Raw genomic sequence first — 12,643 nt, 5'->3', positions numbered from 1 at the left:
GTGCAGATCGGGGGGCGAAGGTCACATGCGCCCTCAAGTGCTGCCTCAGGCTTGAGTGTGCCGCAGGTGCGCCCCAGCCGCCGTGGCGCCACTGGCGCTGATGGCCAGCCGGTGGCCGGCGGTGTGGGCGGCGATGGTCGCCACCACCGCGACCGCCCCCATCACCGTCTGCATGGACTCCGAGCTGGGGACGGGCACCAGCGCAATGAGCATGGCGGCCGCGGGTGCCGCCAGGGTGGCCAGGATGACCACGACCTTCGCCAGCCGTGGGCGTGCCCAGGTGTGGGAGTGCGTCAACGAGGGCACGGCGACCATGATGAAGGCACCGATCAGCACCAGCATCACCAGCGCCCCGGTCTGCCCGGTGAAGGCCAGGGCCAGGAAGGGCACCACCAGCGCCACCACCAGCGCGGCAGCAATGACCGACGCCAGGAAGGAGCGCAGCCACGGCGACGTCAGGGGTGTGCGCGGCACGACGCGTCCGGGGGTGGCGACCAGGTGCAGGATCACGGCGAGCAGGAAGCAGACGAAGGCCATGAACAGCCAGCGGTTCTCCGAGGCCATGGCCGCGTCAATGTCGGCGCTCGTGCACTTCTGGTCGATGAGGCAGCCGGGCGGCTTGCCGAGGCTGCCCCGGTAGGGCGAGCCGATCGAGTTGGCGTACAGTCCCGCGGCGATGGCCACGATCAGCAGCACCCACGAGACCATCAACAGCTTCGACGGCTTTCGCTGGGGGGTGGCCGGCACCGGGTACGTCATGCGGTGAGTGTACGGGTGTCACCGGTCGCCGAGGGGGGTGGGCGTGCCGGCTGAGCGGGGGCGTGTGAATGCGCGCGGGGTGTGAAATCGGTGGTGTTGGCTCGCTGCGGTTCTTCGGGCGACACCTCACCTGAGCCGACGCGGGGCGACCAGGGGCACGGGGGGCTGAAGTGCACGCGTCCGCGTGGGCGGGCAGCGCGCGGACTAGGGTGATGCCACCAGTGACCACAGGAGGACCCATGTCCGAGAAGTCCGAAGTGCAGAACCTTGAGGGTGCGTCCGAGGCCACCGAGCCGCTGGACGCCGCTCCCGACGCGGTCGACGCGGGTCAGGTCGCCCAGGGCGAGCCCAGGGATTACGGCGACCAGGACTCGACGAGGGTCGATCCCCGCAGCGGCACCGACGTCCAGAACAGCCGCTGACACGTGACGGCCAGCTGCAGTAGTTAGCAGCAGGTGCACGCGTTGAAGCGCTGCATCAGCACGCAACTGCTGCAGGTGGCGCCGCGGGAGCTACCGCTACAACCAGTTGTTCCGCCGGAACAAGGCGTACAGGACGACGACCCCGACCACGACCAGAGCCGCCGACAACACCACCCCGACTGGCTGGGCGTAGCCGAAGTACGGCACGTTCTGGCCGAACCAGCCCGTGATGGCCGTGGGCACGGCGATGATCGCACCCCAGGCGGCCAGCTTCTTCATGATGGTGTTCAGCCGTGAGTCGGTCAGCGACAGGTTGGTCTCGAAGGCAGAGGTGAGCAGATCGCGCAGCGATTCGGTCCATTCACCGGCCCGCAAGACGTGGTCGGTCAGGTCGTCGAACCAGGGACGCAGCGCGCTGGAGTCAATGTCGGGGTGGCGCATCAGACCAGTGACCACCTCGCGCATCGGCAGGACCACGCGCCGCAGGGCGACCAGGTCCTTCCGGATCCCGTAGACCTTTCTGGCAAAGGATGCTCCGGTCGTGCGTTCCTCGAACAGGACGTCCTCGAGCGCCTCGAGCTGATCGTCCAGCGCCTCAATCGCCTCGAAGTGGGTGTCGACGACGGCGTCCAGCAAACCATGCAGCAACGCCCCCGAGCCCTCGCGCAGCAAATGTGGGTTCTCCTCCCAGAATGCGACGACCGGGGCCATCGAGAACCGGTCATCCAACCGGATCGTCACCAGAGCCGAAGGCAGACACCAACCCGACACTCGCGTGGTGCGCTGTGCCATGCCCTGGGAGTCACCCTCTGCCGGGAGGACCGCGTACGTGGTGAAGAACAGGTGTGAGTCGTGGCGGATGAGCTTGGGGCGCTCCTTGGGTGCCAGGGCATCCTCCACCGCTGTGACGGGCAACCCGAGCTCCTCGGCAATCTCGGCGAGACGTTCCGACGATGGAGCGAGCAAATCGATCCAGACCAATACGTCGCGGTCATGGACCGCTCTGGCCAGCTCGTCGCGGGTGAGGTCGTCATCAGTGACCACCCCATCTCGCCACGAACGGCTCGTCACCAGCGTCGACATGCCTCCATTGTCGATCCCACAACGGTTCTGCCGCTGCCGCCACGACGAACCGGCGGTGGACCCATGCATGCGAAAACAGGCCCAGAAAAAGAACCAGCCCGAACCTGCACACTGCAGGTTCGGGCTATTCCGATGTCGTGCGACATCACAATGTGTCCGAGAGAGTGCTGTGTGTCAGGACATAGTTAACGGGTGTCTCGGGTCATGGTTAACGCTGGGCCATGGGCAGCCGGGAGAAGAACAGGGTCATCGTCGAGACAGTGCAGGCGGGCAGGTCACTGGGCCAGACCGCACAGCAGTACGGGGTCTCCAAGGTCTGGGTCCACACACTGGTCCAACGCTTCCGGGCCGGCGGGTGGGAAGCACTCGAACCCCGATCCAAACGGCCCCTGCACCCGGCCAACCAGACCAGCAGCATCCTGCAGGAACGCATCATCGCGCTCCGCCACGAACTGACCACCCTCGGCCTGGACGCTGGAGCAGCGACCATCCGCGAGTACCTGCTGCGCGACAACCACACCGCCCCAGCGGTCTCCACCATCTGGCGGATGCTCACCCGCGCCGGTCTGGTCACCCCACAACCCCGCAAACGGCCCCGCTCCAGCTACACCCGCTTCCAGGCCGACCTGCCCAACGAATGCTGGCAGGCCGACTTCACCCACTGGCCACTGGCCGACGGCACCGACACCAACATCCTGCTCTGGGTCGACGACCACTCCCGCTACCTGCTCTCGGCCACCGCCCACCCCGTCGTCACCGGCCCGATCGTCCTGGCCACCTTCCGCCACACCTGCGCCACCCACGGCATCCCCGCCTCGACCCTGACCGACAACGGATTCGTGTTCACCACCCGCCATCGCCACGGCCCCAACCGGTTCGAAGCCGAACTCGCCCACCTGGGAGTCACCCAGAAGAACGGCACCCCGAACCACCCCCAAACCCAGGGCAAGGTGGAACGCCTCAACCAGACCCTCAAACGCTGGCTCACCGCCCACCCACCAGCCGACGACCTCGCCGCACTCCAAGCACACATCGACAAATTCACCCGCCACTACAACACCATCCGACCCCACCGATCCCTCACCGGCCGCACCCCCGAACAGGTCTACACCGCCCGCGCCAAAGCCACCCCCGGCACCCCGACCACGCACTGGCGCCGACGCACCGACAAGATCTCCAAAGGCGGAAACGTAACCCTGCGCATCCACAGCCGACTGCACCACATCGGCCTGGGCAAAGCCCGCGCAGGAACACCCGTCGAACTACTCGTCCACGACCTCGACGTCATCATCATCGACAACACCACCGGCCAGATCATCCGCGAGCTCACCATCAACACCGACACCGACTACCAACCACTCGGCATCAAACCAGGACCCCCGAAGGGCACCCCACGACCCCCACCCAACAACCCCAAAACGTAAACGAAGTCCCGGGACATCCGTTAACGATGTCCCGAGACTTCACAATGTGTCCGAGAGAGGACTTGAACCTCCTTTGAAATCCGTTTGACTTCGAAGTACGCCGAATCGGCTTCGATCTGGATTGTTTCGTGCGGCGAACGTGCGACGGAGGGGACGGTGCCGACGCGCGCAAGGCCAATGATTCCGCCCTGGCTCCGAACCGGATGAAGACGGCGCCATGACAACCAGCCGCACGGTCGATGAGGGTCGCTCATGCCGAGAGGGTTTCATCGCGCTCATGCCCAGAGTCGGGCGTCCGCGCCGGAGTTAAGTCCCTCATAGTGGTGTAGCCCCGGTGGCCGAGTCGGAAGACGATGGCGCGGTCACCGTGGGATCCTTCGAGTTCACCTCTCACAGCTCTCTCGAAAGGGACATCACCACGATGACCGCTCCACACATTGTCGACCCCGCCCACGTGCTGGGCAACCTGCTCACCCAGGCCTCGCCCGACATGATGCGCACCCTCCTGCAGACCCTGATCAACGCCCTCCTGTCCGCTGACGCCGACCAGGTCTGCGGAGCCGAATGGGGCCAGCCCTCGGCCGACCGGCTCGCGCAACGCAACGGCTACCGCCACCGACCCCTCGACACCCGCGTCGGCACCGTCGACGTCGCCGTCCCGAAACTGCGCACCGGCTCCTACTTCCCCGAATGGCTCCTGGAGCGCCGCAAACGAGCCGAGACCGCCCTGATCACCGTGGTCGCGGACTGCTACCTCGCCGGGGTGTCCACCCGCCGAATGGACAAGCTCGTCAAAACCCTGGGCATCGACGGACTCTCGAAGTCCCAGGTCTCCCGGATGGCCGCCGAGCTCGACCAGCACGTCAACGAGGGGACTGCTGCACGAGTAGGTGACATCTGATCTGTGACGCCGTGGGGCGTCGCTGGACGGATCCGGCTGCTGGAGCAGGAGAACGAGGTCTTGCGCCGGGCAGCGGCGTATCTGTCGCAGGCGAACCTGCCGGGAAAATGATGTACCCGCTCGTGCGTGAGCTCGCCGCCGACGGGATCCCCGTCGCGGTGACGTGCCGGGTCCTCAAGCTCGCCCGCCAGCCCTACTACCGCTGGCTCACCCATCCGATCGGCGAGCGAGAGCTCGTCGCCGCGTATCGGGCCAACGCATTGTTCGACGCTCACCGTGACGACCCGGAGTTCGGGCACCGTCTGCTGGCCGACGAGGCCCGCGACGCCGGTCAGGTGATGGCGGACCGCACCGCCTGGCGGATCACCTCTGCCAACCGCTGGTGGAGCGCGTTCGGGAAGAAACGAGGCGCCAACGGGAAGAAGCCGGGACCACCCGCCCACGACGACCTCGTCGAACGCGACTTCACCGCCAAGGGACCGAACCAGGTGTGGCTGACCGACATTACCGAACACCCCACCGGCGAGGGCAAGCTCTACCTGTGCGCGGTCAAGGACCTCTGGTCCGGCCGGATCGTCGGCTACTCCATCGATGCCCGCATGAAGTCCCGCCTGGCCGTGCAGGCGCTGAACAACGCGGTCACCGCCCGCGCAGCGCTAGGCGTCGACGTCGCCGGCTGCATCGTGCATTCCGACCGCGGGTCGCAGGGCGGATTCAACTGGTCGTCGCAACGCGTTGTTGTGTGAGTGATTCTAGATGTTGGTTCCAGACTTCGGCTGGTGTGCGCCAGCCGAGTCTCTTGCGGGGGCGTGTGTTGAGAGCGTGGGCGACGGCGGTGAGGTCCTCTGGTCCCCACCTAGCCAGGTCGGTTCCTTTGGGGAAGTACTGGCGCAAGAGCCCGTTGGTGTTCTCGTTCGTGCCTCGTTGCCAGGGGCTTCGGGGGTCGGCGAAGTAGACCTTGAGGCCGGTGTCGATGGTGAACTGGGCATGGGCCGACATCTCCTTGCCGCGGTCCCAGGTCAGCGACCGTTTGAGCTCGTCGGGCATGGATGCCAGCGCCGCCGCGAGCGCCTTGTTCATCGAGGTGGCCCCGTAGCCTGACAGAGCGGCCCCGTTCTTGACGATTGGCTGTTCGCGCCATCCGTCTTCTCGCGGGAGATGGACCAGGGTCGTGAAGCCCGTGGTGCGCTCGACGACGGTGCCGATCGCTGACCTGTTGGTCCCGATGATCAGATCCCCCTCATGGTGGCCTGGGATCGCCCGGTCCTCGGCCTCTGCAGGGCGCTCGCTGATCAAGACTTCCTGGGTTACGTGGGCCCAGGCCACACGTTTCGATCTGGCCCGGGGCATCCGCAGGGCCCGCCCGGTGCGCAGGCAGAGGATGAGTTCCCGGTTCAGCGCGCCCCTGGCCTGGATGAAAAAGGCCTGGTAGATCGCCTCGTGGCTGATCCGCATGGACTCATCATCGGGGAAGTCGACCTTGAGCCGGTTGGAGATCTGCTCGGGGCTCCACGCTCTGACCCATCGACGATCTTCACGGTGTGGCTTGTTCAAGCCCTTCCATTCCCGCTCCGTGGGGCCAGCGACGGTCACGCCGCTCGGCAAGCGGATCTGACCGGAGAGCCGATCTTCGACGTAGCGAAGCAGCCGCTGATTGCTCACGAGTTTCGCGGTCTTGGGCCGGCGGGCGTACAGCTCCGCCTTCCACTGAGCCACCGAGGCCCGGTACTCGAGCTTCCCGCTTCTGGTCGTCGCGTTCCGGCGCAACTCCCTTGAGATCGTCGACGGACTCATCCTGAGCGTGGCGGCGATCTCGCGGACGCCTTTGCCGAGCGCTCTCAGGATCGCGATCTCCTCTCGCTCCGCGAACGACAGGTACCTGCCTGACGGGGCAGGCCAGGAGTACGGCGTCATCCCGCCAGCATGACGGAACCACCGCTGCCCCACGGCCTGAGCCACGCCCACCGCCTCGGCGGCCTCCCGCGGCAACTTCCCCGTGGCCACCTCGTCCCAGAACTCACGCTCCTTCGCGCGGTGGTGACCCGGATGCCCCGGTGACCGCATCGGCCCACGCTTGGCAACCTCCGTCTCCCACATCGACGGTCGACCCACGACACCCTCCTGACCTCAGGTGTTGCGACGACCGGTTGAACCTGCGCTGAGATCCGCGGTCCGAGTGGAAGATCGCTCCAGGGGCGAGGTGTCCGTGGGTGTGGGCCATCCGCAGAGCGGCGCTGATCAGTTCGGTGCGCATGTGCTCGGCCATTGCCCAGCCGACCACCATCCGGGAGTGGAGATCGATCACGGTGGCCAGGAACAGCCACCCCTCGCCGGTGCGCAGGTAGGTGATGTCACCGACCAGCTTGGTCCGTGGCGTGTCGGAGGTGAAGTCGCGTTTGACCAGGTCGGGGCGCTGTTCGGCGTCGTCGGCGGGGATCGTGGTGCGTTTCTTCGTGCGGGGCTGGATGCCGGCGATCCCGGCCTGGCGCATGATCGAGCGCACCATTCCCTCCGAGGCGGGCACGCCGTCGGCGGTCAGGTCAGCGCGCACCCGGCGGTGCCCGTTGACGCCGTTGGAGGCGGTATGGCTGTCGATCACCGCGGCGGTCACCTCCGCCCGTCGGGTCGCCGCCGGGCTCGGGGTGTCGCGTCGCTTCACCCACGAGTAGTAACCGGCGCGTGAAACGTGCAGCAGTCGGGTCATCAACTCGACCGAGTGGGTGGCCTTCTCCGCGTGGATCAGCGTGAACATGTCGGTCACGGTTGCGTCCTGGCGAAGAAGGCCGCGGCTTTTTTCAGGAACGCGTTCTCCTCCGACAGCCGGCGCACCTCGGCCTCCAACGCGGCCAGGCGGGCCGCCTCCACCGGGGGCGGGGCCTTCGCCGGGTCAGGGTGCTGTTCCCGGTAGATCTTGACCCAGTAGCCCAGCGAGCTCTCATTGATCTCCAACTCCCGCGCGACCTGCGCGATCGGCCGCTGAGCGACCACCACGAGCTGGACCGCGTCAGCCTTGAACTCCGGGGTGTACTTCCTGCGTTTCGATGACATCTCGTCTCGTCGTTCCTTCCTGGTAACGACTGTCCACGAGAAGTGTCACACCCCAGACAGCACCCGCAGCATGCTGCTGGGACTCCTCGAACGCCGCTACGACGCCGTCTCCACCGTGTTCTGCACCCAGTACGCGAAGAAGGACTGGCACCAGAGACCTCAGCTCCGGAGTCCTGTCAACGCCCCCGGTGAAACTGACCAGTTATTGAGCGTCGTCCACACAAGCACGCCACCCCGGCCCCCACACAAGACCCAGACACCCCGCCGCTGGCTCCAGCCACACGATCCGTGGACCCCATCGACCGAGAACCTGCACAGCCGTTGCCCGGCAGCGTCAGCCGGCAAACAGCCCACCCGGCCAGCACCGAAATCGCGACCAGCCAGCCCAGCAAGCGGGTCTCTCAAGCCGCCTCATGAAAGAGGGAGTGTCGACGAGGGTGTCGGCTCAGCCACGCTGAGTACAGTGGTCGTCGGGAGCGACGGTGCGCAACTCCGCCTCTTGTGTGGCCTTGGGGCTGTGGCCCACTCCAGGGGGCACGGATCGGTGGAGATCAGCTCGAATCGCGGCGTTCCAGGACTGCAGCGAACGCACCCCCGGGGTTCCTTGGCGCAGGGATTCGACGCCCTGCACGCACGCCGCGAGGGCCTGGGTCGTGGTCACGCAAGGCACGCCGGCGCGGATGGCCGCGCCGCGAATCTCCCAGCCGTCCTGTCGGGGGCTGCCATGGAGCGAGTGGCCGTGCGGCGTGTTGACCACGAGGTCGATCTCGCCTGCCGCGATGGCCTGCACCACCGTCGGCTCACCGTTGGGACCTGTACCTTGCGACGCCTTCCGGAGCACAGTGACCGCAACATCGTGGCGGCGCAGCACCTGTGCCGTGCCCTCTGTGGCCAGGATCCGGAACCCGAGGTCGGCGAGCCGCTTGATCGGGAAGATCGCGTGCCGCTTGTCGCGATTCGCCACCGAGACGAACACCGTCCCACTCGTGGGAAGAGCGGAGAACGACGCGGCCTGGCTCTTGGCGAAGGCGGTGCCAAAGGCCGCATCAAGCCCCATGACCTCGCCTGTGGATCTCATCTCTGGGCCGAGCAGCGGATCGACGCCGACGCCCTCGGGGCTGCGGAACCGGTTGAAGGGCAACACTGCTTCCTTCACGGCGATCGGTGCCGACTCGAGCGCCGTCGCGCCGTCTCCCCCGGAGCGAAGCATTCCGTCTGAGCGGAGTTCGGCGATCATCGCGCCGAGTGAGATGCGGGCTGCGGCCTTGGCCAGCGGCGTGCCGGTGGCTTTCGAGACGAAGGGCACGGTCCGCGACGACCGCGGGTTGGCCTCAAGCACGTAGAGCACATCGCCGAGCAGCGCGTACTGAATGTTGATCAGGCCCTTCACCCCGATCCGTTTGGCGATGATCTCGGTGGAGCTGCGAATCTGGTCGATGGTCTCGGTACCGAGGGTAATCGGAGGAAGGGTGCACGCCGAGTCGCCGGAGTGGATGCCGGCCTCCTCGATGTGTTCCATCACGCCGCCGATGTAAAGCTCCGCCCCGTCGTAGAGCGCATCGATGTCGATCTCGATCGCGTCGTCGAGAAACCGGTCCACGAGCACGGGGTGCGAGGGGTCGATCTCGGTTGCGCGCTGGATGTAGCTCGCCAATGAGGCGTCGTCGTAGACGATCTCCATGCCGCGCCCGCCCAGCACGTAGCTGGGACGAACCAGCACGGGGTAACCGATCGTGTGGGCGACCGCCAGCGCCTGTCCGGCGGAGACGGCCGTGCCGTGCTGGGGGGACAGCAGGCCCGCGGAGCTGAGGAGGGCGCCGAATTCTCCGCGATCCTCAGCCAGGTGGATGGCCTCTGGCGACGTGCCCACGATGTGGACTCCGCGGTCTTTGAGCGCCTGTGCGAGCTTGAGCGGCGTCTGCCCGCCCAGCTGCACGATGACGCCCGCCACGGGCCCGGCCGCGAGCTCGGCATGGACCACCTCCAGCACGTCCTCCAGCGTCAGGGGTTCGAAGTACAGCCGGTCGGTGGTGTCGTAGTCGGTCGAGACCGTCTCGGGGTTGCAGTTGACCATCACCGTCTCGTAGCCGGCGTCCCGCAACGCCATGGCCGCGTGCACGCACGAGTAGTCGAACTCGATGCCTTGCCCGATCCGGTTGGGACCGCTGCCCAGGATGACGACGGCGGGCCGGGTCCGGGGCTCGACCTCGGTCTCCTCGTCGTAGCTGGAGTAGTGGTACGGCGTCCGGGCGGCGAACTCGGCGGCACAGGTATCGACCGTCTTGTACACGGGCCGGATGCCGAACGCCCAGCGGAGGCCACGGACCACGTCAGGGCTGAGATTGCGCAGGTCGGCGATCTGATCGTCGGAGAGGCCGTGTCGCTTGGCGAGCCGCATGAGACCGCCCGTAAGCTCTGGGGCCGAGCACAACTGGTCGGCCGTCTCGCGGATCAGCTGGAGCTGGTCGACGAACCACGGATCGATGCGGGTTGCTTCTACCACCTGTGCCGAGGTGGCGCCGGCGCGAAGCGCCTGCATCATGAGGGCCAGGCGGTGGTCGTGCGGTCGGGCGATGCGGCGCAGCAGCTCGTCCACGCTCTCGATGATCGGGCGGGTGAAGTCGAAGAGTGCCGCTGGGTCCTCCAGGGAGCGCAGGGCCTTGCCGAGCGCTTCGGTGAAGCATCGGCCGATGGCCATGGCCTCGCCCACTGACTTCATGTGCGTGGTGAGGGTGCTGTCAGCGGTGGGGAACTTCTCGAACGCGAAGCGCGGGCACTTGACCACGACGTAATCCAGCGACGGTTCGAACGAGGCGGGCGTCTCGCCGGTGATGTCGTTGGGGATCTCGTCGAGGGTGTAGCCCACCGCCACCTTCGCTGCGATCTTCGCGATCGGGAAGCCGGTGGCCTTCGAGGCCAGCGCCGAGGATCGGGAGACCCGCGGGTTCATCTCCACCACTATCAGCCGCCCGTCGACAGGGTTGAGTGCGAACTGGACGTTGCAGCCGCCAGTTTCGACGCCGACCGCCCTGGTTACCGCGATGGCCACATCGCGCATGGCCTGGTACTCCCTGTCTGTGAGCGTCATGGCGGGGGCCACTGTGATGGAGTCCCCGGTGTGCACGCCCATGGGGTCTAGGTTCTCGATGGAGCACACGATCACGACGTTGTCCGATCCGTCGCGCATGACTTCGAGTTCGAACTCTTTCCAGCCGATGATCGACTCCTCGATCAGCACCTCGGTGACCGGCGACGCCGAAAGGCCTGCCCCGGCGATCCGGATCAGTTCCTCCTCGTTGTAGGCGATGCCGGAGCCGAGCCCGCCCATGGTGAAGCTCGGCCGGACCACGATGGGGTATCCGAGGATCCCCGCGGCGGCGAGGACTTCGTCCATGTCGTGGCAGATACGCGAGCGTGCCACGCCGGCGTCAGCGCCGGGCGCCTTGAGTGAGGTGACGATCTGGTTGAACTCCAGCCTGTTCTCCGCCTTTTCGATGGCGTCGACGGAGGCGCCGATGAGTTCGACGTCGTAGCGGTCGAGCACCCCGTTCTTGAACAGGGTCATGGCGGCGTTAAGGGCGGTCTGGCCTCCAAGCGTCGCGAGCAGCGCGTCTGGACGCTCGGTGGCGATGATCTGTTCGAGGTACTCGGGCCTGATCGGTTCGATGTAGGTGGCGTCAGCGTACTCGGGGTCGGTCATGATGGTGGCCGGGTTGGAGTTGACCAGGATCACCCGGAACCCCTCCTCGCGCAACACGCGGCAGGCCTGCGTGCCGGAGTAGTCGAACTCGCACGCCTGCCCGATGACGATGGGGCCGGAGCCGATCACCATGATCGAGGAGATGTCGGTGCGACGGGGCATCAGTCGTCCTTTCCGGCCATGACGTCGACGAAGCGGTCGAACAGGTAGTCGGCGTCGTGCGGTCCGGCGGCTGCCTCCGGGTGATACTGAACAGCGAAAGCAGTCAGTCGGCCGGAATCGTTACGCAACTCCAGGCCCTCGACCACATCGTCGTTGAGACAGACGTGGGTAACTCGTGCAGTTCCCCAGCGGGTGGATACGGACTGGCCAAGGGGGGCATCTACGGCGAAGCCGTGGTTCTGGGCGGTGATCTCGACCGTGCCCCTGGCCAGGTCCATCACCGGCTGGTTGATGCCGCGATGGCCGTACTTCAGCTTGTAGGTGCCGAAGCCAAGTGCACGACCGAAGATCTGGTTGCCGAAGCAAATCCCGAAGTAGGGCAGCCCCGCATCCAGAATCTCGGTGAGAAGGTCCACCGCACGCCCGGCTGCCGCCGGGTCGCCCGGCCCGTTGGAGAAGAAGACCCCATCGGGACCCACCGCGGTGATGTCGTCGAGGGTGCTCGCAGCAGGCAGGACGTGCACCTCGATTCCTCGCTGGGCGAGCCGGGTGGGAGTCATGTCCTTGATGCCGAGATCGACCGCGGCGACTGTGAAGCGCTTCCTGCCCACTGCCGGGACGACCTGCTTCGAAGCGACGGTGACATCGGCCACGAGGTCCGCCCCCAGCATGGGCTGCGTCTCCAGCACCCGCGCAAGCAGTTGCCGAGGGTCGGTCTCGATGGTGGAGACGCCCACCCGCATCGCGCCGTTGTCACGGATGTGACGCGTCAGCGCTCGCGTGTCGAGGTCGGCGATGCCAACGATCCCTTGCCGACGCAGTTCGTCATGCAGGGAGCCGTTGGCGCGCCAACTCGAGTGTGTCCGTGAGGGGTCGCGGACCACGTAACCGGCCACCCAGATCCTGCGCGACTCATTGTCCTGGTCGTTCCATCCGGTGTTGCCGATGTGGGGGGCCGTCGCGATCAGGACCTGGCGGTGGTAGCTGGGATCGGTGAGGGTCTCCTGGTAGCCCGTCATGCCTGTGGAGAAGACGGCCTCCCCGAAGGTTTCTCCAGTGGCGCCGAACGACGTGCCGCAGTAGAACCGCCCGTCCTCCAAGACCAGCAGTGCTGGCATCGGAAGACGAGCGGTCCCTGCGGAAG

At 66.5% G+C, this 12,643-nt stretch carries 7 protein-coding genes and 3 pseudogenes; 4 read left to right on the top strand and 6 right to left on the bottom strand.

All coding sequences use genetic code 11. The features are described 5' to 3' along the window. Positions 1 to 45: 45 nt before the first annotated feature. Positions 46 to 759, bottom strand: coding sequence for a hypothetical protein (locus tag IPV09_RS08345; protein ID WP_207474778.1), 714 nt, complete (start codon positions 757 to 759; stop codon positions 46 to 48). A 239-nt stretch (positions 760 to 998) separates the two neighbouring features. Here IPV09_RS08345 and IPV09_RS08340 point away from each other — a divergent pair, with 239 nt between their 5' ends. Next, the gene (locus tag IPV09_RS08340; RefSeq protein WP_207474777.1) at positions 999 to 1,181 is read left to right on the top strand and encodes a hypothetical protein; all 183 of its coding nucleotides are present in this window, start codon (positions 999 to 1,001) and stop codon (positions 1,179 to 1,181) included. A gap of 96 nt (positions 1,182 to 1,277) precedes the next feature. On the opposite strand, the gene IPV09_RS08335 is transcribed toward IPV09_RS08340, so the two are convergent. Next, positions 1,278 to 2,264, bottom strand: a complete 987-nt coding sequence (locus IPV09_RS08335) for a magnesium transporter CorA family protein (protein ID WP_207474776.1) — start codon at positions 2,262 to 2,264, stop codon at positions 1,278 to 1,280. A gap of 221 nt (positions 2,265 to 2,485) precedes the next feature. Here IPV09_RS08335 and IPV09_RS08330 point away from each other — a divergent pair, with 221 nt between their 5' ends. The 3 genes and pseudogenes from IPV09_RS08330 to IPV09_RS08320 all read left to right on the top strand — a co-directional run. Beyond that, positions 2,486 to 3,688 (top strand): IS481 family transposase, encoded by a 1,203-nt coding sequence (locus IPV09_RS08330; protein WP_242681395.1) that lies wholly within the window; start codon positions 2,486 to 2,488, stop codon positions 3,686 to 3,688. Positions 3,689 to 4,109: 421 nt separating this feature from the next. Next, positions 4,110 to 4,553, top strand: a pseudogene (locus tag IPV09_RS08325) (transposase); the annotation flags it as partial. 63 nt (positions 4,554 to 4,616) lie between these two features. Then, a pseudogene (locus tag IPV09_RS08320) lies at positions 4,617 to 5,296 on the top strand (DDE-type integrase/transposase/recombinase); the annotation flags it as partial. 7 nt (positions 5,297 to 5,303) lie between these two features. On the opposite strand, the gene IPV09_RS08315 reads toward IPV09_RS08320, so the two are convergent. The 4 genes and pseudogenes from IPV09_RS08315 to carA all read right to left on the bottom strand — a co-directional run bounded on the left by IPV09_RS08315 (position 5,304) and on the right by carA (position 12,617). After that, complete coding sequence (locus tag IPV09_RS08315; protein ID WP_076062282.1) at positions 5,304 to 6,686, bottom strand: IS30 family transposase; 1,383 nt, start codon at positions 6,684 to 6,686, stop codon at positions 5,304 to 5,306. After that, positions 6,607 to 7,637: pseudogene (locus IPV09_RS08310) on the bottom strand (IS3 family transposase). Before IPV09_RS08310 ends, IPV09_RS08315 begins: the two are co-directional and overlap by 80 nt. Positions 7,638 to 8,082: 445 nt before the next feature. Beyond that, positions 8,083 to 11,499, bottom strand: a complete 3,417-nt coding sequence (carB, locus tag IPV09_RS08300) for a carbamoyl-phosphate synthase large subunit (protein WP_207474773.1) — start codon at positions 11,497 to 11,499, stop codon at positions 8,083 to 8,085. Then, positions 11,499 to 12,617 carry a glutamine-hydrolyzing carbamoyl-phosphate synthase small subunit gene (gene carA, locus IPV09_RS08295; RefSeq protein WP_207474772.1) on the bottom strand — a complete coding sequence of 373 codons (1,119 nt, stop codon included), beginning with the start codon at positions 12,615 to 12,617 and terminating at the stop codon, positions 11,499 to 11,501. Before carA ends, carB begins: the two co-directional genes overlap by 1 nt. Positions 12,618 to 12,643: the final 26 nt, after the last annotated feature.

It is taken from the genome of Tessaracoccus sp. SD287, assembly GCF_017355265.1.
Classification (GTDB): Bacteria; Actinomycetota; Actinomycetes; order Propionibacteriales; family Propionibacteriaceae; genus Aestuariimicrobium.
The sequence above is the reverse complement of the archived record's forward strand: the minus strand, read 5'-3'. Positions and strand labels throughout refer to the sequence as shown.

Coding starts and splice junctions, on each gene's coding strand:
- IPV09_RS08345 (WP_207474778.1), bottom strand. CDS start 759: ATGACGTACCCGGTGCCGGCCACCCCCCAGCGAAAGCCGTCGAAGCTG.
- IPV09_RS08340 (WP_207474777.1), top strand. CDS start 999: ATGTCCGAGAAGTCCGAAGTGCAGAACCTTGAGGGTGCGTCCGAGGCC.
- IPV09_RS08335 (WP_207474776.1), bottom strand. CDS start 2,264: ATGTCGACGCTGGTGACGAGCCGTTCGTGGCGAGATGGGGTGGTCACT.
- IPV09_RS08330 (WP_242681395.1), top strand. CDS start 2,486: ATGGGCAGCCGGGAGAAGAACAGGGTCATCGTCGAGACAGTGCAGGCG.
- IPV09_RS08315 (WP_076062282.1), bottom strand. CDS start 6,686: ATGTGGGAGACGGAGGTTGCCAAGCGTGGGCCGATGCGGTCACCGGGG.
- carB (WP_207474773.1), bottom strand. CDS start 11,499: ATGCCCCGTCGCACCGACATCTCCTCGATCATGGTGATCGGCTCCGGC.
- carA (WP_207474772.1), bottom strand. CDS start 12,617: ATGCCAGCACTGCTGGTCTTGGAGGACGGGCGGTTCTACTGCGGCACG.